Source organism: Microbacterium phyllosphaerae, from assembly GCF_017876435.1.
Classification (GTDB): Bacteria; Actinomycetota; Actinomycetes; order Actinomycetales; family Microbacteriaceae; genus Microbacterium; species Microbacterium phyllosphaerae.
Map to the genome: position 1 here is coordinate 655,140 of NZ_JAGIOA010000001.1, position 20,581 is coordinate 675,720.

The 20,581-nt window shown below is 68.9% G+C and carries 18 protein-coding genes; 13 read left to right on the forward strand and 5 right to left on the reverse strand.

The genetic code is table 11. The features are described from left to right. Positions 1–10: 10 nt before the first annotated feature. The 12 genes from JOF42_RS03185 (at position 11) to JOF42_RS03240 (ending at position 12,104) form a co-directional block, all read left to right on the forward strand. Complete coding sequence (locus tag JOF42_RS03185) at positions 11–973, forward strand: carbohydrate ABC transporter permease (protein WP_245340705.1); 963 nt, start codon at positions 11–13, stop codon at positions 971–973. After that, positions 966–1,829: a carbohydrate ABC transporter permease gene (locus JOF42_RS03190; RefSeq protein WP_210096528.1), complete on the forward strand. Its 864-nt coding sequence runs from the start codon at positions 966–968 to the stop codon at positions 1,827–1,829. The genes JOF42_RS03185 and JOF42_RS03190 overlap by 8 nt, the downstream gene beginning before the upstream one ends. After that, a complete protein-coding gene (locus tag JOF42_RS03195; RefSeq protein ID WP_210096529.1) occupies positions 1,829–2,977 on the forward strand; it encodes a mandelate racemase/muconate lactonizing enzyme family protein in 1,149 nt (382 codons plus the stop codon). The genes JOF42_RS03190 and JOF42_RS03195 overlap by 1 nt, the downstream gene beginning before the upstream one ends. Beyond that, a complete protein-coding gene (locus JOF42_RS03200) occupies positions 2,974–3,999 on the forward strand; it encodes an aldo/keto reductase (RefSeq protein WP_210096530.1) in 1,026 nt (341 codons plus the stop codon). Before JOF42_RS03195 ends, JOF42_RS03200 begins: the two co-directional genes overlap by 4 nt. Positions 4,000–4,004: 5 nt before the next feature. Beyond that, the gene (locus tag JOF42_RS03205; protein ID WP_210096531.1) at positions 4,005–4,721 is read left to right on the forward strand and encodes a GntR family transcriptional regulator; all 717 of its coding nucleotides are present in this window, start codon (positions 4,005–4,007) and stop codon (positions 4,719–4,721) included. A 178-nt stretch (positions 4,722–4,899) separates the two neighbouring features. Beyond that, entirely contained in the window at positions 4,900–7,842 is a 2,943-nt protein-coding gene (locus JOF42_RS03210; RefSeq protein WP_210096532.1) for a Na+/H+ antiporter subunit A, read from the forward strand. Next, the gene (locus JOF42_RS03215) at positions 7,842–8,462 is read left to right on the forward strand and encodes a Na(+)/H(+) antiporter subunit C (RefSeq protein ID WP_245340706.1); all 621 of its coding nucleotides are present in this window, start codon (positions 7,842–7,844) and stop codon (positions 8,460–8,462) included. The genes JOF42_RS03210 and JOF42_RS03215 overlap by 1 nt, the downstream gene beginning before the upstream one ends. Next, positions 8,459–10,012, forward strand: a complete 1,554-nt coding sequence (locus tag JOF42_RS03220; protein ID WP_210096533.1) for a Na+/H+ antiporter subunit D — start codon at positions 8,459–8,461, stop codon at positions 10,010–10,012. The genes JOF42_RS03215 and JOF42_RS03220 overlap by 4 nt, the downstream gene beginning before the upstream one ends. Next, complete coding sequence (locus JOF42_RS03225) at positions 10,009–10,617, forward strand: Na+/H+ antiporter subunit E (RefSeq protein WP_210096534.1); 609 nt, start codon at positions 10,009–10,011, stop codon at positions 10,615–10,617. The genes JOF42_RS03220 and JOF42_RS03225 overlap by 4 nt, the downstream gene beginning before the upstream one ends. Continuing rightward, positions 10,614–10,883: an MrpF/PhaF family protein gene (locus JOF42_RS03230; protein WP_210096535.1), complete on the forward strand. Its 270-nt coding sequence runs from the start codon at positions 10,614–10,616 to the stop codon at positions 10,881–10,883. Before JOF42_RS03225 ends, JOF42_RS03230 begins: the two co-directional genes overlap by 4 nt. Beyond that, a complete protein-coding gene (gene mnhG, locus JOF42_RS03235; protein ID WP_210096536.1) occupies positions 10,880–11,269 on the forward strand; it encodes a monovalent cation/H(+) antiporter subunit G in 390 nt (129 codons plus the stop codon). The genes JOF42_RS03230 and mnhG overlap by 4 nt, the downstream gene beginning before the upstream one ends. 19 nt (positions 11,270–11,288) lie before the next feature. Further along, positions 11,289–12,104, forward strand: coding sequence for a DUF2510 domain-containing protein (locus tag JOF42_RS03240; protein ID WP_210096537.1), 816 nt, complete (start codon positions 11,289–11,291; stop codon positions 12,102–12,104). A gap of 41 nt (positions 12,105–12,145) precedes the next feature. Here JOF42_RS03240 and JOF42_RS03245 read toward each other — a convergent pair whose 3' ends face one another. Then, on the reverse strand, positions 12,146–12,907 hold the full coding sequence (locus JOF42_RS03245; RefSeq protein WP_210096538.1) for an alpha/beta fold hydrolase: 762 nt from the start codon (positions 12,905–12,907) through the stop codon (positions 12,146–12,148). A gap of 103 nt (positions 12,908–13,010) precedes the next feature. On the opposite strand from JOF42_RS03245, the gene JOF42_RS03250 reads away from it, so the two are divergent. Further along, positions 13,011–14,375: an MFS transporter gene (locus JOF42_RS03250; RefSeq protein WP_307803526.1), complete on the forward strand. Its 1,365-nt coding sequence runs from the start codon at positions 13,011–13,013 to the stop codon at positions 14,373–14,375. Between the two features lie 22 nt (positions 14,376–14,397). Here JOF42_RS03250 and JOF42_RS03255 read toward each other — a convergent pair whose 3' ends face one another. From JOF42_RS03255 to JOF42_RS03270, 4 genes are all read right to left on the reverse strand, one after another. Then, positions 14,398–17,046 carry a penicillin acylase family protein gene (locus tag JOF42_RS03255; RefSeq protein ID WP_210096539.1) on the reverse strand — a complete coding sequence of 883 codons (2,649 nt, stop codon included), beginning with the start codon at positions 17,044–17,046 and terminating at the stop codon, positions 14,398–14,400. Positions 17,047–17,183: 137 nt separating this feature from the next. Next, positions 17,184–19,019 carry a YhgE/Pip family protein gene (locus tag JOF42_RS03260; protein ID WP_210096540.1) on the reverse strand — a complete coding sequence of 612 codons (1,836 nt, stop codon included), beginning with the start codon at positions 19,017–19,019 and terminating at the stop codon, positions 17,184–17,186. Further along, on the reverse strand, positions 19,016–19,936 hold the full coding sequence (locus JOF42_RS03265) for a hypothetical protein (protein WP_210096541.1): 921 nt from the start codon (positions 19,934–19,936) through the stop codon (positions 19,016–19,018). The genes JOF42_RS03260 and JOF42_RS03265 overlap by 4 nt, the downstream gene beginning before the upstream one ends. Then, the gene (locus JOF42_RS03270; protein WP_210096542.1) at positions 19,933–20,556 is read right to left on the reverse strand and encodes a TetR/AcrR family transcriptional regulator; all 624 of its coding nucleotides are present in this window, start codon (positions 20,554–20,556) and stop codon (positions 19,933–19,935) included. The genes JOF42_RS03265 and JOF42_RS03270 overlap by 4 nt, the downstream gene beginning before the upstream one ends. Positions 20,557–20,581 lie beyond the last annotated feature (25 nt).

Genomic DNA, 20,581 nt, shown 5'->3' on the forward strand with positions numbered 1-20,581 from the left:
GATGGCCATCATGAGCGAGCGGACGGAGGCCACGGCCTCCTCCCCGATGCCCGGCGCGGCGGGGGTGCCACTCGGCACCCCCGCCCCGCGGGCTCCGCGTCTGCGGAGGCGGCGCGGCGACGGCTGGGTGGCGGTCGCCTTCCTCGCGCCGGGGCTGATCGGGTTCGTCCTCTTCATCCTCACCCCGCTGTTCGGGTCGGCGTTCATCAGCCTGTTCGACTGGAAGCTGTTCGGCAGCCCCGACTTCATCGGGTTCGAGAACTACGTCAAGCTCTTCCGCGATCCGACGTTCTACACGGTGCTGGGCAACACGCTGATCTTCGCGATCGTCTACACGGCCCTCAACCTCTTCGTCGCCCTCACGATCTCGCTGTGGCTCAACACGCGCATGAAGGCCGCAGGAGTGTGGCGGGTCGTCTTCTTCCTGCCGGTGATCACCCCGATGGTGGCGAACGCGCTCGTGTGGCGGCTGCTCCTCTCGCAGGACGGGCTCATCAACTCCATGCTCGCGACCGTCGGCATCGACGGTCCCAACTGGCTGTCCGACTCGGCGTGGGCGCTGCCCTCGGTGATCGCGATGTCGGTGTGGCAGTCGTTCGGCTACAACGTGATCGTCCTGTCGGCGGGCCTCAGCGCCATCCCGAAGGAGCTGCTCGAAGCATCCCGCATCGACGGCACCTCGGCCTGGCAGCGGCTGCGGTTCATCATCCTCCCGCTGCTCTCGCCCTCGCTCTTCTTCTGCTCGACCATGACGATGATCGGAGCCTTCCAGGTGTTCGTGCAGCCCCTGTTCCTCACACAGGGCGGACCGGGCGAGAGCACCAACACGTTCGTGCTGTACCTGTACCGCAACGGATTCGTCTTCGATCGCCTCGGCTATGCATCCGCCCTCGCGTGGATCCTCTTCCTCGTCGTGATGCTCATCACAGCCCTGCAGTTCGTCGGTCAGCGCAGGTGGGTGAACTATGAGTGACGTCGTGAGCCTGCCCCGACGTGCGCGTCAGCGCCGGGACTCCCTCAAGGAGTGGCTGAACACCGCAGCCATCGCCGTGGTGGCGCTGATCTTCGCGTTCCCCTTCATCTGGATGTTCCTCACCGCCCTCAAGCCCGAGAACGAGGTCTTCACGGCGACGCCGCAGATCTTCGGTTCGGAGATCCGCTGGGCGAACTTCGTCGAGGCGTGGACCGTCGTGCCGTTCGGCCGGTTCATCCTCAACGGGCTGACCGTCGCGATCCTCGGCGCCCTGCTCTCGGTGATCGTCGCCGTGCTCTCGGCCTACGCGTTCTCGCGGCTGCGATTCAAGTACCGCGACAAGCTGTTCCTGCTGTTCGTGCTCACCCTCGTCCTGCCGCAGGAGGTGCTGGTCGTGCCGCTGTTCATCATGATCAACAGCTGGGGATGGAACGACAGCTTCGCGGCGCTCATCATCCCGTTCGCGTTCACGGCGTTCGGCACCTTCCTCATGCGGCAGTTCTTCCTCACCATCCCGATGGAGTACGAGGAGGCGGCACTGATCGACGGCGCCTCGCGCCTGCGCACCCTATGGTCGGTGCTGCTGCCGCAGCTGATCGCTCCGCTGAGCGTGCTCGCGGTCTTCTCCTTCATCGGCTACTGGAACTCGTACCTGTGGCCGCTGATCATCATCAACACACAGGACATGGCCACCGTGCCCCTCGGGCTCGGCATGTTCACCGGACAGTTCGGCACGCAGTGGTCTCTGCTCATGGCCGCGTCGACACTGGCCGTCATCCCCTCGTTGATCCTCGTGCTGCTGCTGCAACGGCAGCTCATCAAAGGGGTCACCCTGGGCGGACTCGGAGGACGCTGATGACCACGACACACGACACCACCAGGAGCCTCCTCGAGGTCAGGGCGGATGCGACCGCCGGCAGCCGCATCGTGCATGCCGAGGCGCAGCTGTGCGACCTGCCGGTCGAGACCGAGCGGACGGATGCTCTGCAGACGTTCGTGAAGCAGGAGACGATCCTCGTGCGGCTGCGAACCGCCGACGGCACCGAGGGCACCGGCTACAGCTACACGATCGGCACCGGCGGAGGAGCGGTGCTGAGCCTGCTGCGCGAGACGCTGCTCCCTGCGCTGATCGGCCTCGAGGCCGAACGTCCCGAAGCCGTGTGGCTCGCGCTGTTCGGCATCACGCGTGCGACGACGGTCGGGCCGATCACCGCGCTGGCGCTCGCCGCGGTCGACACCGCGGTGTGGGATGCGAAGACCCGCCGAGCCGCGCTTCCGCTGTGGGTGGCCGCGGGCGGGGCGTCACCCTCCGTGCCCGTCTACGACACCGAGGGCGGATGGTTGCACTTCCGCACCGACGAGCTGGTCGCCCACGCCGTCGACGCGAAGGAACGCGGCATGGGTGGGGTCAAGATCAAGGTCGGGATGCCGCGCGGGCATCAGGATCTGGAGCGACTGCGCGCCGTGCGCGACGCCGTCGGGCCCGGCATGGACATCATGGTCGACGCGAACCAGTCGTTCTCGGTCGCGGAGGCGGTGCGCCGCGCACGGCTGTTCGAGCAGGTCGACGTCTTCTGGTTCGAGGAGCCGCTGCCGGCGGAGGACATCGAGGGGCATCGGCTGCTCGCGCGATCGACGTCGGTGCCGATCGCGGTCGGCGAGAGCATGTACTCCCTCGGCCACTTCCGCGAGCACCTGCAGCGGGGCGGGGCGTCGATCGTGCAGGCCGACGTCGCCCGCGTCGGAGGCATCACGCCGTGGCTCAAGATCGCGCACCTCGCCGAGTCGTTCAACGCGCCCGTCGCGCCGCACTTCCTCATGGAGCTGCACGTGTCGCTCGTCTGCGCGATCCCCAACGCGCTCTACCTCGAGCACATCCCCCAGCTGCGGGCGGTCACGACCGGCGAGATCCGCATCGAGAACGGGCGCGGCTGGGCGCCGACGGCGGCGGGGCTCGGGATCGCCTGGGACCACGACGCGCTCGGGCGGCTGATCGTCGCATGAGCATCCCCGTCTCCGTCGGCGCACGGTCTGCTCCGAAGGGCACTGCCATCGCACGCGGCGGGCTCTCCGCTCCGCCCGTCGGGTACGGCGCCGCAGCCCTCGGCAACCTCTATCAGGCGCTCCGCGAGGACGAATGGCCCGATGTCGTGCCCGCGGCGTGGGCGGGCGGCGTGCGGTACTTCGACGTCGCCCCGCACTACGGGCTCGGCCTCGCCGAGCGGCGGCTGGGTGAGAGTCTGCGGCAGCTGCCTCGCGACGAGTTCATCGTCTCGACCAAGGTGGGCAGGCTGCTCGTGCCGCAGGATGCCGCCGGTCGCACCGACCTCGACAACCTGTTCGACGTGCCTGCCGACCACCGTCGCGTGCGCGACTACTCGCGAGACGGCGTGCTGCGCTCGATCGAGCAGTCGCTCGAGCGCCTCGGTCTCGACCGCATCGACATCGCGCTCGTGCACGACCCCGACGAGCATGAGCGTGACGCCCTCGACGGCGCCTTCCCCGCGCTCAGCGAACTGCGCGACCAGGGCGTCATCCGCTCGTTCGGCGCCGGCATGAACCAGAGCGCGATGCTCGCGAGGTTCGTGCGTGAGACGGATGCCGACGTGATGATGGTCGCGGGGCGGTGGACGCTGCTCGATCAATCCGCCGCCGACGACCTGCTCCCTGTCGCTGACGAGCGCGGCGTGACCGTGCTCGCGGCCGCCGTGTTCAACTCGGGGATCCTCGCGACGGATGCTCCGGGGCAGGGCGCCACGTTCGACTACGGTCCCGCGGACCGCGCGGTCGTCGAGCGTGCGCAGGAGATCGCCGGCGTCGTGCATCGACACGGCCGCACACTTCCCGAGCTGGCGGCGCAGTTCCCGCTCACCCACCCGGCCGTGGGGGCGATCGTGATGGGCGGAGCGAGCGCAGAGCAGGTCGCCCGCAACAGCGGACTGGTCGCTCGGCCCGTCGGTGGCGACGTGTGGGACGAGCTGCGAGAACGGGGTCTGATCAGGCACGAAGGGCACCCCGTACGATGAGACTCATGTTCGGCGACGACGAAGCCCGCGGACCGCGGCCGCTCCCTGCGCGTCGCGCGCTCGTCGATGACGTGTACGACGCGGTGCTCGGCCTCCTCATGGATCGCGTGATCGAGCCGGGTGCCCGTGTGAACATCGACGCGGTCGCTCGCGACCTCGACGTCTCACCCACGCCCGTGCGGGAGGCGCTCACGCGTCTCGAGGCAGAAGGCCTGGTCGCGAAGCGGGCGCTCAAGGGGTACGTCGCCGCGCCGCTGCTCGACGCCGCGGGTCTTCGCGACCTCTACGACATGCGCGAGCTGCTCGAACCCGAGGCGGCGCGCCGGGCCTCGACGCGCCTCGACGACGACACGGAGGCGGAGCTCGCGGAGTCGGTCGCGCAGATGCGAGCCGCATCTGCTCCCGACGAGGAGGAGAGCTTCCGCAACTACCGCCGCTTCATCGATGAGGACCTGCGCTTCCACCATCTGATCGCCGAGCACGCCGAGAGCCCGTTGCTCGCCGAGGCCATCGTGCGGCTGCGTTCGCACATGCACCTGTACCGACTGAACTTCCGTCACGACTTCGAAGACGACACGGCCAATGAGCATCAGCGCATCCTCGACGCCCTGTGTCGACGAGACGCCGCAGCCGCCGCCGAGGCGATGCGGGCGCATATCGAGAACTCGTACGAGAGGCTCGGCCCCGCTCTCGCACGACGGGCCGCGAACGCATCCGAATGATCTGATTCCGGGTTTCGAATCGCGCAAATTGCCCGAAATGCCGGGAGGAATCGGCCATTTGCGCGATTCGAAAGCGACATCATCGACCCGGAAGCGCGAAATATCAAGGTAAACTGAGTCTCGACACCCGCCCGCCTGCGCCGCACCCCCGGCCGACGAGCTTCGAGGAGCCGCGTATATGCTGACGCTCCTCGCTGTGTTCCTTCTCGGGTCCATCGTGATGCCCGTGCTGGTGCGCTGGCTGGGATCTCAGGCATTCGCCATCGCGGCTCTCATTCCCGCAGCGGCATTCGTCCACGCGCTCGTCCTCACCCCTCAGGTGCTCGACGGCCCCGTGCCGTTCGTCTCGGTGGGGTGGATCCCCCAGCTCGGGCTCAACCTGTCGATGCACATGGACGTGCTCGGCTGGGTGCTCACCCTGATCGTCACCGGCGTCGGCGCACTCGTGCTGCTGTACTGCCGCTGGTACTTCCACGACGACTCGGCGGGCATCGGTCAGTTCGCCGCCGTGCTGCTCGGGTTCGCGGGCGCGATGTACGGTCTCGTCCTGACCGACGACCTCGTCATGCTCGTCATGTTCTGGGAGGTGACGAGCATCCTCTCGTATCTCCTGATCGGGCACTACCGACGCCGTGCGGCCAGCCGTCGTGCCGCCCTGCAGGCACTCCTGGTCACCACTCTCGGTGGGCTCGTCATGTTCGTCGGCGTCGTGCTGCTCGTGGTCGACTCGGGCACCTCCAGCATCCGCGAGATCCTCGAGCTCGCGCCCACCGGGCCGATCGTCGATGCCGCCGTGGTGATGCTCCTGATCGGAGCGATCAGCAAGTCGGCGATCTTCCCGTTCCACTTCTGGCTGCCCGGTGCGATGGCGGCGCCCACCCCGGTGAGCGCGTACCTGCACGCCGCGGCGATGGTGAAGGCCGGCATCTACCTGATCGCCCGCTTCGCGCCGATCTTCGCGTTCACCGGCCCCTGGCGGCCCATCATCATCTCGCTGGGCATCGTGACGATGCTGCTCGGCGGCATCCAGGCCCTGCGCGAGACCGACCTCAAGCGCATCCTCGCGTTCGGCACCGTGAGCCAGCTCGGGTTCTTCTCGATCGTGATCGGCTACGGCACGCAGGCGAGCGCTCTGGCAGGGCTCGCGCTCGTGATCGGGCACGCGCTGTTCAAGTCGGCACTGTTCCTGATCGTCGGTGTGATCGACCGCCAGCTCTCCACCCGTGACATCGACGAGCTGAGCGGGGTGGGCAGGCAGGCGCCGGTCATGGCGACGGCGGCATTCATCTCGGTGGCCTCGATGGCGGGCATCGCCCCGACCATCGGGTTCGTGGCGAAGGAGTCGACGCTCACCGCGCTCCTCGACGATGCGATGCACGGCTCGCCCTGGGGTCTCGTCGCGATCATCGGGGTCAGCCTCGGGTCCATTCTCACTGCGGCATATGGCATCCGCTTCCTCTGGGGAGCCTTCTGGAAGAAGCGGGATGCCGTCGGCGACCGCCTGCCCGACACCGCCTGGCCCGATCCTCCCGTCGGCTTCCTCTCGGCGCCGATCATCCTCGCCGGCATCACGCTCGCGGCCGGGATCGGTGCCCCGGCGCTCGACACCGCCCTGCAGGGATACGCGCTGACCGCGACCCCCGGCCTCGACGCCGAGGGGGTCGCCGCAGAGGGTCCAGGGCACCTCGCCCTCTGGCACGGACTCGAGCCCGCTCTCGGCATCTCGATCCTCTCGATCCTGCTCGGGGCGGGGCTGTTCCTGCTCACGGTGCGCACCGGCTGGGACCGCAAGGCGCGACTCATCCGCTTCACCGCGGCTGACGTCTACTACCTCGTGATGCGCGGCATCGATCGCCTGTCGGTGCTGAGCACGACCCTCACCCAGCGCGGTTCGCTCCCGGTGTACGTCGGCACGATCTTCGTCGTGTTCGTCGCCGCAGAGATCACGGCGCTGCTCGCGACCGACGTCGAGCGTTTCCAGCTCTCGGCGTGGCACACGCCCGCTCAGCTCGTCGTGGCCCCGATGATGGCCGCGGCCGCGGTCATGGCGGTTCGCGCGCAGAAGCGGTACACCGGCGTCGTGCTCGTCTCGATCACCGGACTCGGCATGGTGGTGCTGTTCGCGACGAGCGGCGCCCCCGACCTGGCGCTGACGCAGATCCTCGTCGAGACGGTGACCATGGTCACGTTCGCCCTGGTGCTGCGACGTCTTCCGGCGCGGATGGGCGAGCACAACGCATCCGTCGGCCGCATCCCCCGCGCCCTGCTCGGCGTCGGCGTGGGACTCACCATGGCCCTGGTCGCGATCGTGGCGACGCAGTCGCGCGTCTCCGACCCGATCTCCGAGGCCTTCCCCAAGCTCGCCTACGAGATCGGGCACGGCAAGAACGTCGTCAACGTCGCGCTCGTCGACCTCCGCGGGTGGGACACGATGGGCGAGCTGTCGGTGCTCGTGCTCGCCGCGACCGGAGTGGCCTCTCTCGTCTTCGTGACGCACCGCGCCGACATGCTCGCGGCGACGAAGACGCTGCCCAACGCCCGTCGCCGGCGCACGCTCAGCCGCCCACTCGTCGAGACGACCGAGGGCGTGCGCTTCCAGACCTCCGAGAACGAGAGCAGCCCTCGCGCCTGGCTCGTCGGTGGTCAGAAGATGAAACCCGAGAACAGGTCGATCCTGCTCGAGGTGATCGTCCGCATCCTGTTCCACACGATCATCGTCGTGTCGATCTTCCTGCTCTTCGCCGGACACAACCTTCCCGGCGGCGGATTCGCCGGCGGACTCGTCGCCGGAATGGCGCTCGTCATGCGGTACGTCGCCGGTGGTCGCTGGGAGCTCGGCGCCGCCGCGCCCACGGATGCCGGTCGTCTTCTCGGCACCGGCCTCATCCTCGCCGTCGGCACCGCCGTGGTTCCGCTGTTCTTCGGCATGGCTCCGCTGACCAGCACGTTCTGGGAGTGGGAGATCCCGGGCATCGGCCATATGGAGTTCGTCACGTCGACGATCTTCGACATCGGCGTCTACCTCGTCGTGATCGGTCTCGTGCTGGACGTGCTGCGCAGCCTCGGTGCAGAGGTCGACCGCCAGGCGCAGGAGTTCCGCGAACGGGGGGCGACCATCTGATGGATGTCTCCCTCACCCTGATCGTGATCATGGCCGTGCTGTTCGCGTGCGGCGTCTACGCCATGCTCGAGCGCAGCCTCACCCGCGTGCTGATCGGCTTCCTGCTGCTCGGCAACGCCACCAACATCCTGCTCCTCATCGTCATGGGAGTTCCGGGCAACGCGCCCTTCTTCGGCACCGAGGGCGAGCTCAGCGATCCGCTGCCCCAGGCGCTCACCCTCACGGCCATCGTGATCACGTTCGCCGTCTCGGCGTTCCTCCTCGCACTCATCTACCGCTCCTGGCAGCTGGGCCAGGCCGACACCGTCGAAGACGACGAGGCCGACATCGCGCTCCGCGAGCGCACCGATGCCGACGAGGATCTCATGGACGACGAGGCCGACGCCGCCGACGACGAGGCCACCACCGACTTCGTGGGCGTGCAGACGGCTCCGATCACGGTGCTGCACATGCGCGACCACCCCGCGATCCACGACGATGCTCCGGTCGATCGGCCGACGCAGTCGCGGTCTGCGGATGCGGCGGCATCCACCCTGGCCGGCGAATCGGCTCCGCCCGAGGACGCCGACGCGGAGCACAGCGGATCAGAGAACACGGATGACGGGGAGGACCGCACATGAGCGCCCTCGTCCCGCTTCTCGTCGCACTTCCGCTGCTCGGCGCGGCCGTCACCCTCATCTTCGGCCGTAAGCCGCGCCTCCAGGTCTTCGTCACGGTGGCGACGCTCGCCATCGTCTCGGTGATCGCCGCCGTGCTGTTGGTGGTCGTCGACGCCGGCGCTCCGCTCGCCGTCTCGGTCGGCGGGTGGCCCGTGCCGTTCGGCATCGTGCTCTACGTCGACCGGCTCGCCGCCCTCCTGGTGCTCATCTCGAGCATCGTGCTGCTCGCCGTGCTCCTCTTCTCGATCGGTCAGGGAGCCGCCGACGGCACGGACGAGACGCCGATCTCGATCTTCAACCCGTCGTACCTGATCCTCGCCGCCGGAATCTTCAACGCGTTCATCGCGGGCGACCTCTTCAACCTGTACGTCGGATTCGAGATCCTCCTCGTCGCGTCGTACGTGCTGATCACCCTCGGCAGCACCGAGTCCCGCATCCGCACCGGCGCCGTCTACATCGTCGTCTCGCTGGTCTCGTCGATCCTGTTCCTCGCCTCGATCGCGATGATCTACGGCGCGCTCGGCACGGTCAACATGGCGCAGATCGCCGAGCGGATGACCGAGCTGCCGCAGGAGACGCAGCTGGTGCTGCACCTGATGCTGGTGGTGGCATTCGGCATCAAGGCCGCCATCTTCCCCGTGTCGTTCTGGCTGCCCGACTCGTACCCGACGGCGCCGGCGCCGGTCACCGCGGTCTTCGCGGGTCTGTTGACGAAGGTCGGCGTCTACGCGCTCATCCGCACCGAGACGCAGCTGTTCGCCGACAACAGCATCGACACCCTGCTGCTGATCATCGCCCTCGCGACCATGATCGTCGGCGTGCTCGGCGCCGTCGCGCAGGCGGAGCTCAAGCGGATCCTGTCGTTCACTCTGGTGAGCCATGTCGGCTACATGATCTTCGGCCTCGCGATCGCGACCCCCGCCGCGATCGGCGCGACCGTGTACTACATCGTCCACCACATCATCGTGCAGACCACCCTGTTCCTCGCCGTCGGTCTCATCGAACGTCGAGCGGGCAGCACCTCGATCCTCCGGGTGAAGGGGCTGCTGAAGGTCGCGCCCGTGATCGCCGTGCTCTACTTCATCCCGGCGATCAACCTCGGTGGCCTTCCTCCGTTCTCCGGCTTCATCGGCAAGTTCGCGCTCTTCGAGGCGGCGGCGTCGGTGGGCACCCCCCTGATGATCGTGCTGATCGCGGGTGGAATCGTCACCTCGCTCCTCACGCTCTACGCGCTGATGCGCGCCTGGAACCTCGCGTTCTGGCGCGAGGAGGAGGACTCGGCCGAGACCGAGGGCCGCATCTCGTACCTCGGCAACGCCCCGGCCGCCGACGAGCAGCAGGAGCGCCGCCGCATCCCGACGATCATGACGGTCGCGACCGCGGGGATGGTCGGGGTCACCGTGGCGCTGACGGTCTTCGCCGGCCCTCTCTACGCGCTGTGCGACCGCATCGGTGAGGCTCTGCTCGACCCCGTGAGCCTGATCCAGCTGGAAGACGAGGTGGAGGGATGAGCCCCACCGAGACCGGCCGTCACTTCTGGCGGGACATCCGCGTGCAGCTGCCGTTCCTCGCATGGCTGGTCGTGCTGTGGATGCTGCTGTGGAGCCAGTTCACGGTTCTCGCCTTCCTGTCCGGACTCGTCGTCGCGGTGTTCGTCACCCGTGTGTTCCGGCTGCCGACGGTCGAGCTCTCGGGCCGGATCAACATCTGGTACGCGGTCCTGCTCGTCGTGCAGTTCCTGTTCGCGGTGCTGCAGGGCGCGCTCTCGGTGACCGCGCAGGTCTTCGACTTCCGGCGCCAGCCCGGAGCGGCGATCATCGCCGTGCCACTGAAGTACGCCGACGACCTGATGATGACGCACGTCTCTGTCGTCTCGTCGCTCGTGCCGGGTTCTCTCGTCGTCGAAGCCGACCGCGACCGTCAGGTGCTGTACCTGCACGTCATCGGGGTGCGGAGCCTCGCCGACGTCGAGAAGCAGCGCGAGGGAGTGCTCCGCTGGGAGCGCCGAGTCGTTCGCGCGCTGGGCGCTCCGGAGCAGTACCGTGCCCTCAAGGCTGACGAGCGGTCGGCACGTGCGGCACGCGATGATGGAGTGACGAAGGGCGGTGCCCGATGAACATCCTGCTGCTGGTGATCTCGGTCGTCTTCGGCATCGCCGCCATCCTGACGATCATCCGGATCGTGCGTGGCCCGTCGATCCTCGACCGGGCCGTCGCCTCCGACGTGCTGCTCACCGAGGTGATGTGCGTGCTCGGAGCCGAGATGGCGATCAACGGGCACACCCGCAACATCCCGGTTCTGCTCATCATCGCGGCGGTGGGCGTGTTCGGGTCGATCTCGGTCGCCCGGTTCGTCGCCAGAAGGGACAACACGACACCATGAACGTGTTCGGTCTCGCCATCCCCGACGCCGTCATCGACGTCGCGATCCTCGTGCTCATCCTGCTCGGCGCGGTGCTCTGCCTCTCGGCCGCAGTCGGCCTGCTGCGCTTCCGCGACGTGCCGTCGAGGCTGCACGCCGCGACCAAGCCGCAGGTGCTCGGTCTCATCCTCATCTGCCTCGCGATCGCTCTGTCGCAGCGGACGGTCGGCGGCATCCTCGTGGGCCTCGCTATCGTCGCCCCCGTCGTGCTCATGCAGTTCGCGACGGCTCCGCTGTCGGCGCACATCGTCGGACGCCAGGCCTATCGGAACGGGACCACCGACGAGCGGAGCCTCGTGGTCGACGAGCTCGCCGATTCGAAGCAGACCCCTCCCGGCGCCGGCTGAGGGGTCGGAGGGGGGAAACATGTCGACGCCACAGGGGTGGTATGACGCCGGTACACCGGGGCGGCAGCGCTGGTGGGACGGAGTGCAGTGGACGGCGCACGAGCGAGACATTCCGCCGACGAGTCCGCCGATGGGCTGGTATCCGGTGCCGGGCACGACAGACGTCCGCTGGTGGGACGGCGTGATGTGGACGCCGTACCGCGTGCGTGCCGGCAAGCCGCGGCCCGACGCTCTGGCTGTCGAGCCGCCCGTGGTGGGGCTGACGCTCGGCATCGTGTTCCTCGTGCTCGCACTGCTGCAGCTGACCGCGGCGCTGATCTCGCGCAACCCCGGCAACTTCGCGGTTCCCGTGTTCCTGATGGCCGTGGCCGTGATCTGGATCGCCGGCGCCGCACACTCCTTCACCGTGCGCAAGCGTCCCGTTCCGCAGTCCGCGCCGGTCGTGGATGCGTCTGTCGGGCCGCTTCCCGGCGAGGTCGACGGGCCGGATGCCGGGTGGTACCCGATGACGCGACAGGCCAGCCGGTGGTGGACGGGTTCGCGATGGACCTGGTATCTCGGCACGCGGTTCGGCGTGCGTCCAGGGCACGCAGGTCCCCGCGGCTATCTCGCGTCGATGATCGTCGGCTGGTGCGTGGCCGCGATCGCGGTGATCGGTGCGGTCGTCGCGGTGGTCGGGATCGTCATGGAGCAGAGCACCGTCACGGTGTTCCTGATCGCGTTCGGCGTGGTCTTCGCCCTGCTCATGGGCGGTCTGAGCGCGTTCATCCTTCTGCTCACGCGGTCTCGTCGCAACGCGATGCTCCTGCCGACGACCCCTCCGCCGCTGCGCTGAGTCCTGCGAACCCGGGTCCGGGTCACGCGGGTGAGCGTGCGTCAGAGGTTGTCGGCGAAGCCCTGGATCAGCCGTGCCGCGGGTTCGGAGTCGCTGATCAGCGTGCCGTGGCCGTGATCGGGGATCACCCGCAGATCGGCGCCGGGGATCTCGTCGATGATCTCCTGGCACCAGCTCATCGGCGCGAGGGGATCGCTCTCGCCCCGCAGCACCAGCACGGGCTGCTCGATCCGTGCGAACGCCTTCTCGGGCTGGTGCACGATCGTGGCTCTGATCTTGCGGATGAGGTGGGGGCCGCCGCGGAGATACTCTCTCGCCCCGCGCCAGATCACCAGCGGCCTCTCTCCGATGAGGTCGGTGAGCAGGTAGCTCGCCTGCGCAGCCACGTTGCGGGCGGCCTTGTTGACCGTGGGGCCGGCGAGCACGACGCCCTCGACGAGCGACGGATGCCGTGCGGCGAGCTCGGCCGCGATCTGGCTGCCCATCGAGTGCCCGATCACGACGACCGGTCCTTCGCCGACATGACGCAGGTAGGCGGCGACGAGGTCGGCGTGGCGTTCCATCGTGAGGGTGCGGGTGGGCTCGGGGGCCTCGCCGAACCCGGGGAGGTCGAGTGCGATCACGCGGCCGCGCAGACGCTGCACCACATCGAGGTAGACGCTGCGGCCCATGCCGATGCCGTGCAGCAGCAGGAACGTGTGCGCGCCCTCGCCGAAGGTCTCCGCGATGAGCGTCGATCCACCGTGCTCGAACTCGAGCAGGGTGACGGGAGTGCCCTTGGGGGCGAGGTAACTGGAGGCCACCCACCCACGCTAACCGAGGGGGCCGCCTGTGACGAACCGAGGTCCGCCTATCGCATACCGGTGTGTGAGAGGGCGGCTCTGTACGCCGTGCGAGGATGAAAGGGTGTCTTCGTCCCACCCCGATCCCGAGCAGGTCGATGAAGGGGGCGAGGGCCGGGCAGCGACGAAGGGTCTCTTCGCACGGCTGTCCGGCGCGCTGAGCGATCCGGTCCTGCGGGCGCTGGTCACCGCGACCTCCGTCTCCCGCGTCGGCCGCGGGGTCTTCCTCGCCGTCACGGTGCTCTTCTTCACCCAGATCATCGGTCTCTCCCCCGCGCAGGCGGCGATCGTGCTGGCCGTGTCGAGCGGATGCGGTGTCGTGGCGTCGTTCCTCGGCGGGTGGCTCGCAGATCGGTGGAGTGCGCGTCGCCTCGCATTCGGCTTCGAGGCCATCGGGGGTGTGCTGCTGGCCGCCTACGCCTTCGTGGGCGACTTCGCGTCGGCGCTGCTGCTCGCGAGCCTGGCCGGCTTCTTCGACACCCTCGGGCACTCGGCGCGGTCGGCGATCATCGCGCGCGGTTTCGCACCCGAGAAGCGCGTGCACGCCCGCGCCGTGCTGCGCACCGTCACGAACCTCGCGATCGCGGCAGGGTCCGGCATCGGCGCGATCGCACTGGCACTGGGGACGGCAGAGGCCTATCGGATCGTGATCGCCTGCGCCGGCGTCATCTGCGCCCTCGGGTCGCTCCCGCTCCTCCGCCTCACCGCCACCGTCGACGCTCCGGCCCGCACCCGCACGAGGGTCCTGCACACCGAGACCGGGTCGATCGACACGCACGCCACCGCGGCGGCATCCGCCGAGCGCAAGGACTGGAACCGCCGCTCTCCCTGGCGCGATCCCCGCTACCTGCTGCTCAGCGGGCTGTCGGCGATCTTCGGCATGCAGTTCGGCGTCGCGGAGCTCGGGGTGCCCCTGTGGATCACCGAGAACACCAACGCGCCCGAGGCGACGTTCGCGGTGCTCCTGATCATCAACACCGCACTGGTGGTGCTGTTCCAGGTGCGTGCGTCTCGCGGCACGCACGATGTGCGGACCGCAGGGCGGGTCACGATGATCGCCGGCTGGCTGATGGTCGCCGCGTGCATCGTCTACGCGCTCGCCGCGGGGCTGCCGGCGTGGGCGGCGATCGTCATCCTCATCGTCGGCATGATCACGCACACGTTCGCCGAGATCCTGTCGCAGGCCGGAGCCTGGGGCCTGAGTTTCGAACTGGCCGACCCCGTGCGAGCCGGTGCCTACCAGGGCGTGTTCGGCATGGGCTTCTCGCTCGGTGCGCTGGCGTCGCCCATCGTCGTGAACGCCACGGCGATCACGTTCGGGTTCGCGGGGTGGGCGATGCTCGCGGCGATCTTCCTCGCGGCAGCGTTCGGCATCTGGCTGATCGCGCGCCGCGCCGCGGCATCCGCGACCGCGCCGGCCTCCGCCTGACTCGCCCGCGCGTCCTCGGTGTCTACTCCGCCGGGGTCAGTACCAGCGTGTGCCGGGCCGCCGCATCGACGGCCTTGGCCGAGAACGCCCACGGTCGCTGGATGCCGGCCGCCCAGTCGGCCGTCTGATCGATGTAGTGCTCGTCGAACGCGTGGCCGGATGCTCCGGTGAGGTGGATCCAGGTGGAGGCGTCGAGATCGGACAGGTCGACGACCATGCGCATCGACGGCACCGTGGTCGTCGCGTACGAGGCGCCGAGCTCCCAACCGGTGGCATTGACGACCGAGGCCCCGCCGCTCACCGGGAACGGGCCGCGATTGAAGAGCGCCTCGATCGGAGCGATTCCCGACGAGCCGAGGGTGTCGCTCGTCAGGGTGATGGCGTGCAGGTCGCCCCACCGCCAGGCGCTGACCGTCGTGCCCTGCAGCGCGGAGAGCTCGTCGTAGGCCTCTTCGGCCGAGAGGGCGAGCATCTCGTCCATGCTCGCGACGTCGATGGTCGGGTTCGTCCAGAGCGGGTCGGTCGGGTCGTCGAGAAGGTCGGAGACCACGGTGAACAGGCGTCCCTGGCCGTCGATCGGCAGGGGCTGGTCGCGTTCGGCGAAGAGGTTCTGCACGAGGTTCGACCACAGGACGTTCGCGTACGCGGCGGCCGCGGAGGATGCCTCGTTCTGGGCGTCCCACGAGCGAAGCAGGTCGACGGCATCCGCGGTTCCCTCTCCCGTCACCTGCACCTCGTCCATGGCGGTGGCGAGGCGCTTGCCGATCCACATCTCGCTGTCCATCTGGATGTCGCGCATGTCGTCGGCGGTCAGGGGCGCATCGGCGGAGCGCCTCTCGATCAGGTCGACGATGCGTGCCGCGCGATAGCCGTAGTCCCAGTCGCGCGAGAGGAAGTAGGGGTAGTCATCGGGAACGATCGCGTTGTTCGCGGTCACGATGTATCCGGCGGACGGGTTGTATGACACGGGCAGGTCTTCGAACGGGATGAATCCGGTCCAGTCGTAGCTGCTGTCCCAGCCGGGCTGCGGCATCCATCCGTCTCCGGCGCCGCGGATCGGCAGGCGTCCGGGGGTCTGGTAGCCGATGTTGCCCTCGGTGTCGGCGTAGATGAGGTTCTGTGCCGGGACGTCGAACAGCGCGGCCGCCGCACGGAACTCGTCGAAGTCCTGAGCGGTCGAGAGGGCGAAGATCGCTGTGGCCGCTGTGCCGGGGTCGAGAGCGGTCCACCGGAGACTGACCGCATACTCCGAGGCGTCGCCGGCAGGGGCGGTGCCGGTCGCACCGCCTGCCACGAGTCCGGGCTCGGGGTCGTCGGCGATCGCCGTGAAGTCGTCGGTGAGGCCCGAGATGATCGGCCCGTGGACGGTCGAGCGGATCGTCAGCTCGATGTCGTCACCCCCGGCGACCTTGATCGTCTCGGTGCTCTCCTCGAGAGGAACGAGGGCGCCGTCGCGCCAGTACTGGTCGCCCTCGATGCGCTCGATGTACAGATCGGTGACGTCCGTGGTCAGGTTGGTGAAGCCCCACGCGACCTTCTGGTTGTGGCCGATCACGATGCCGGGCAGCCCCGAGAAAGAGAAGCCGCCCACGTCGAAGGGGCAGTCGTCGGTGACCTCGCTGCACTTCAGCTGCACCTGGTACCAGACCGAGGGCAGCGACGAGCCGAGATGCGGGTCGTTGGCGAGCAGCGGCATGCCGGTGTCGGTGAGATCCCCGGAGACGACCCACGAGTTCGAGCCGATGCCCTCGCCGACGTCGCCGACGAGGATGCTCGCCGCCTCGATCACATCGGATGCCTCCTGCCACTCGATCGTGGTGGCGGCCTGCTGCATCTCGCCGTCGTTCTCGTCGGTCGTGAAGGCGGCGGGTGCGGCATCCGTGCCGACCGCGGGCACCGTCGAGATCTCCGGCACGATCACCGGATGCTCGTCGAACGGGTAGGCGGGGTAGAGCCTGTCGAGCGTGGCCTGCGTCTCGGCAGCTTCGGACGCCCCGGAGGCGAGCTCGGCCGCGAGCAGCGAGCGCTCGGTCTCGTCTTCGACGTTGCCGCGGAGGTCCCAGGCCATGGCCTTCAACCAGGCGACCGAATCGGCGGGCTCCCAGGGCTCGGGGGCGTACTCGGGATTCTGCATGCCCAGAACGGCATATTCGAGCGAGAGCTCTGCGCCGGAGCGCGAGGAGAGATAGGCGTTCACGCCGTCGGCATAGGCCTGGTAGTAGCCGAGCGTCACCTCGTCCATCGCGGCGACCTCGGCTTCGGCGACTTTGCGCCAGCCCAGGGTGCGCAGGAAGGCATCCGTTCCGGCCTGCGATTCTCCGAACATCTCGGCCACGCGGCCCGCGGTGACGTGCCGACGGAAGTCCATCTCGAAGAAGCGGTCCTGCGCGTGCACGAAGCCCTCGGCGTAGAAGAGGTCGTGCGTCGTGTCGGCGGTGATCGTCGGGATGCCGCTCTCGTCGCGCTGCACGGTGACCTCGGCCTGCAACCCGTCGAGCGGCAACGTGCCCTCGGTCTGCGGGAAGGATCTCTGGATCGTCCAGGTCACGAAGAACGCGGCGGCGACCGCGATCACGACCAGGCCCGCGAGCACGAGGAAGGCGATGCGTCCGATGCGCACTCCCAGCGAGGGGCGCGACGGCGCGGCGGATTCGGGCGAATCGGTTGTCATCTTCGAGAACTCTTTCGGGTGGCACGGCGGGACTCAGTCCCAGCGAGCCCCAGAGCGCGTCTCAGAGACGCACTCCCGGAATACTACCCACAACCGTCGAGCGTGCGGGGGCCGATCTCGGGCCCCGCACGCTCGGGTCAGCCGATCAGGCTCGGCTGCAGGTCGCGCAGGGTCCGACGGTGCGTCATCCGCGTCACGCCGATGGCCGCGAGGAGCAGAGCTCCGACGAGCCAGATGCCCAGCACCACGAGATCCCAGCCCGCTCTGCCGAGGTTCCCGCCGTACATCAGCTGCCGCATGGCGTCGACGACATAACCGAGCGGCAGCACATGGTGCAGCGCAGCGAGGGGCGCGGGCAGAGTCTGCCAGGGGAAGGTTCCGCCCGCCGTCACGAGCTGCAGGACCATGAGCACCAGGCCCAGGAACTGTCCGACGGAACCCAGCCAGACGTTGAGGGCGAGGATGATCGCCGCGAACGTCGCCGACGCGAAGATCATCACGCCGAGCGTGCCGATGGGGTTGTTGAACGTGAAGCCGAGGGTGATCGCGAGGATCCCCATGAGTCCGAGCATCTGCACGGCACCGAGCATGGCCGGGGTCAGCCAGCCGGCGAGGGTCACCCGGATCGGCGAGTGCAGGGCGGTCACGGCTCGACGCGAGATCGGCTTGACGATGAGGAACAGCGCGTAGATGCCGATCCACGCCGACAGGGCGGCGAAGAAGGGGGCGAGCCCTGCGCCGTAGTCCTCGGCGGACGCGACCTTGTCGCTCGACACCTTCACCGGGTCGGCGATCGTGTCGGCCTGCTGGGTGCGCAGTTCAGGGGTCGAGGCGGGGATCTGCTCGACCCCATCGGCCAGCCCGTCGCGCAGCTCGGCGGTGCCCGATGCGAGGGTGCCGAGTCCGTCGCGCAGCTGCGCCGCGCCGTCGTTCGCAGCCGCCGCTCCAGTGGCGACGGTCTTCGCCCCCGAGGCGAGCTGCGAGGCGCCGGATGCCACGGATGCGGCGCCCGCCGCGAGCTGATCGACCTTGTCGACCGCGTTCTGCACGGTGGTGTTGCCCTCTTCGAGACGGGTGCCGAGCGGATCGAGGGTGGCCAGCACCTGGTCGATCTCGTCCTGCGTGAGACCTTGGTCGGTCAGGACGGTCGTGATGTCCTCCCGCACCTGAGGCAGCGCGTTCGTCGCCTGCTGCACGGCCGAGCCTGCTCGGTCGGCGACGTCGGCGAGTTGACGATTGCCGTCGCTCACCTGCTGGGCCCCCGACGCGAGGGTGGCCGCGCCGCTCGCGAGCTGCGACGTCCCGCTGGCGAGCTTGCTGGTGCCGTCGGCGAGGGTCGTGCTTCCGGTGGCTGCCGTGTTGGCGCCGTCGGTGAGCTGGTTCGCTCCGTCGACCGCGGTGACCAGGCTGTCGCGCACGTCGCTGAGTCCGGTGAGCAGCCGTTCCGCGGCCTCGCTGCCGACCATCTCGGCCACCGAGCTGCGGATCTTCTCGACCGCCTGCGTGCCCATCGACGAGGCCAGGTAGTTGTTGGCGTCGTTGGTCTCGAGGTCGATTCGCGCCTGGTGCGGATCGTCGCCGGCGGCGGAGGTCAGCGCCGCCGAGAAGTCGGCGGGGATCGTGACGGTGAAGTCGACCGTGCCCTCGCGCAGAGCATCCGCCGCCTCGTCGGCCGACATGCGCTGCCAGTCGAAGGCATTGCCCTCGATGAGGTTCTCGGCGACGTCCTCGCCGTAGTTGACGGTCTCTCCGGTCGGAGCGTCCGTGCCTGTGGTGGGCGTCGCCGCACCCTCGTCGTCGACGACCAGCGCGACCGGCACATCGGGGAACTTCGCGTAGGGATCCTGGTTGGCCCAGAGGTAGAGGCCGCCGTAGAGGATCGGCACGCACACGAGCGCGATCAGGGCGATGATGCCCATCTTGCTGGCGGTGAGGCGCCGCAGCTCGGCGGCGATCATCGAGGGAACCTTCATCGTTCGGCTCCGTTCCGGGGCGTGTGTGTGTCTGTGTCTGTGTCGTCGGCGGCCTGCGCGTCGTCGTCCGAGTCGGCGTCGTCCGTCTCGGGGGAAGGCGACTCCAGATCATCCGATGCGTCGCCGGCGTGTTCGGTGTCGGCGCGCGGTGCGTCGGCACGATCGTCGGAGTCGTCCGGCTCCTCCGGGGGAGCGGATACGTGAGCTGGCGCGTCCTCGTCGTCGACGTCGTCGGAGTCATCCGCCGATTCATCGGCCGAGTCGGCGGCAGGTGCATCGAGCACGAGCGGCTCGACGGGGCCGGAGGCGTTGATCGCCTCGAGCTCGTGCATCCGCTCGAGGGCGACGGCCGCCGAGCCGCCGATGATCACGAGCATGGCGTAGCCGCGGTCGGCGAACTCCGACGCGATGCGCCACCATCCGTCGGGGCTGCCGCCGTGCCGGTCGGGGGAGACGAGCACGATGCCCTCGGTGCCCTTGCGCAGGATCGCCAGCTCGCACAGGATGCGCACGCGCGCGGCCGGGTCGACGTTGCCGATCGGAACACCGGCCAGCTCGCCGAAGCCGAGCTGGGAGAGCCAGCGGCGGGCGTGCAGAGGCGTCGCGCCGACGCCGGCGAACATGAGCTCCTCGCCGACGACGCCCGCGAGGGTGATGTCGGCGTGCGGGTCGCTGACGTCGGGGGCATCGACGAGAGCGATCGTGCGGCGCAGCATCCGGTTGTTCGCCGTGCCGTCGATCGTGACGCGGCCGGTGTCGGGCTTCATCCGGCCGCTCGCGATGAGGCCGAGCACGCTGGGGCGCTGTTCGGTCTCGGCGAGGGCGAAGCGCACGGCTCCGGAGTGGAACTCGAGGCTCATGGTCGGCAGCGCCTGGCCGCCCTTGCCCTTGCTGACGTCATGCAGGGTGACTCTCATGCGCTGACCTCCTGAGGGTCGACGATGTCGGGGTGAGCGGTCAGCAGCTCGTCGGCTTCGCGCCAGGAGAGCCCCGCGATGCTGAGAAGGGTGCGGACAGCGAGGTTGGCGGCGCCGGTGCTGGCGGCATCCGTGCGTGACACGACCGTGCGGGCGACCTCTTCGATCAGTCGCGCGAGGGTCGGTGCGGCGAGGTCGGTGCGGAAGCTGCCGTCGTCCTGGCCTCGGCGGGCGAGTGCGGCGACCGTGCGGCGGAGGGGAGCGAGGGCGTCGGCGGTGTGCTCGACATGGGCCTCGTCGAGGGCCAGCGCTGCGGCGACCTGCACGTGCGCCGCCTCCTGCCAGAGACGGGCGGCGAGGCGGGCGAGGGCGATGCGGGCGTCGGCGTCGGTCACGGATTCGGCGATCGCGTTGAAGCGCTGCGCGCCGACCGAGATGAGCTCGCGGATCAGTGCATCGCGGTCGTCGAAGTGGCCGTACAGGGTGCGACGCGAGAGGCCGGCGCTGCGGGCGATGACGTCGATCGAGGCTCGCGGGTCGGCGGCCAGGGTGGCGCGGGCCGCATCGAGGATGCCGGCGCGGTTCTCGACGGAGTCGCGGCGGGGAGCACGGGTGGTCATACGTCGATTGTACTTATAGTGCACA

What these genes read in the sequence shown, in the direction of transcription:
- JOF42_RS03185 (WP_245340705.1), top strand. Translation starts at nt 11, where the DNA reads ATGAGCGAGCGGACGGAGGCCACGGCCTCCTCCCCGATGCCCGGCGCG.
- JOF42_RS03190 (WP_210096528.1), top strand. Translation starts at nt 966, where the DNA reads ATGAGTGACGTCGTGAGCCTGCCCCGACGTGCGCGTCAGCGCCGGGAC.
- JOF42_RS03195 (WP_210096529.1), top strand. Translation starts at nt 1,829, where the DNA reads ATGACCACGACACACGACACCACCAGGAGCCTCCTCGAGGTCAGGGCG.
- JOF42_RS03200 (WP_210096530.1), top strand. Translation starts at nt 2,974, where the DNA reads ATGAGCATCCCCGTCTCCGTCGGCGCACGGTCTGCTCCGAAGGGCACT.
- JOF42_RS03205 (WP_210096531.1), top strand. Translation starts at nt 4,005, where the DNA reads ATGTTCGGCGACGACGAAGCCCGCGGACCGCGGCCGCTCCCTGCGCGT.
- JOF42_RS03210 (WP_210096532.1), top strand. Translation starts at nt 4,900, where the DNA reads ATGCTGACGCTCCTCGCTGTGTTCCTTCTCGGGTCCATCGTGATGCCC.
- JOF42_RS03215 (WP_245340706.1), top strand. Translation starts at nt 7,842, where the DNA reads ATGGATGTCTCCCTCACCCTGATCGTGATCATGGCCGTGCTGTTCGCG.
- JOF42_RS03220 (WP_210096533.1), top strand. Translation starts at nt 8,459, where the DNA reads ATGAGCGCCCTCGTCCCGCTTCTCGTCGCACTTCCGCTGCTCGGCGCG.
- JOF42_RS03225 (WP_210096534.1), top strand. Translation starts at nt 10,009, where the DNA reads ATGAGCCCCACCGAGACCGGCCGTCACTTCTGGCGGGACATCCGCGTG.
- JOF42_RS03230 (WP_210096535.1), top strand. Translation starts at nt 10,614, where the DNA reads ATGAACATCCTGCTGCTGGTGATCTCGGTCGTCTTCGGCATCGCCGCC.
- mnhG (WP_210096536.1), top strand. Translation starts at nt 10,880, where the DNA reads ATGAACGTGTTCGGTCTCGCCATCCCCGACGCCGTCATCGACGTCGCG.
- JOF42_RS03240 (WP_210096537.1), top strand. Translation starts at nt 11,289, where the DNA reads ATGTCGACGCCACAGGGGTGGTATGACGCCGGTACACCGGGGCGGCAG.
- JOF42_RS03255 (WP_210096539.1), bottom strand. Translation starts at nt 17,046, where the DNA reads ATGACAACCGATTCGCCCGAATCCGCCGCGCCGTCGCGCCCCTCGCTG.
- JOF42_RS03260 (WP_210096540.1), bottom strand. Translation starts at nt 19,019, where the DNA reads ATGAAGGTTCCCTCGATGATCGCCGCCGAGCTGCGGCGCCTCACCGCC.
- JOF42_RS03265 (WP_210096541.1), bottom strand. Translation starts at nt 19,936, where the DNA reads ATGAGAGTCACCCTGCATGACGTCAGCAAGGGCAAGGGCGGCCAGGCG.
- JOF42_RS03270 (WP_210096542.1), bottom strand. Translation starts at nt 20,556, where the DNA reads ATGACCACCCGTGCTCCCCGCCGCGACTCCGTCGAGAACCGCGCCGGC.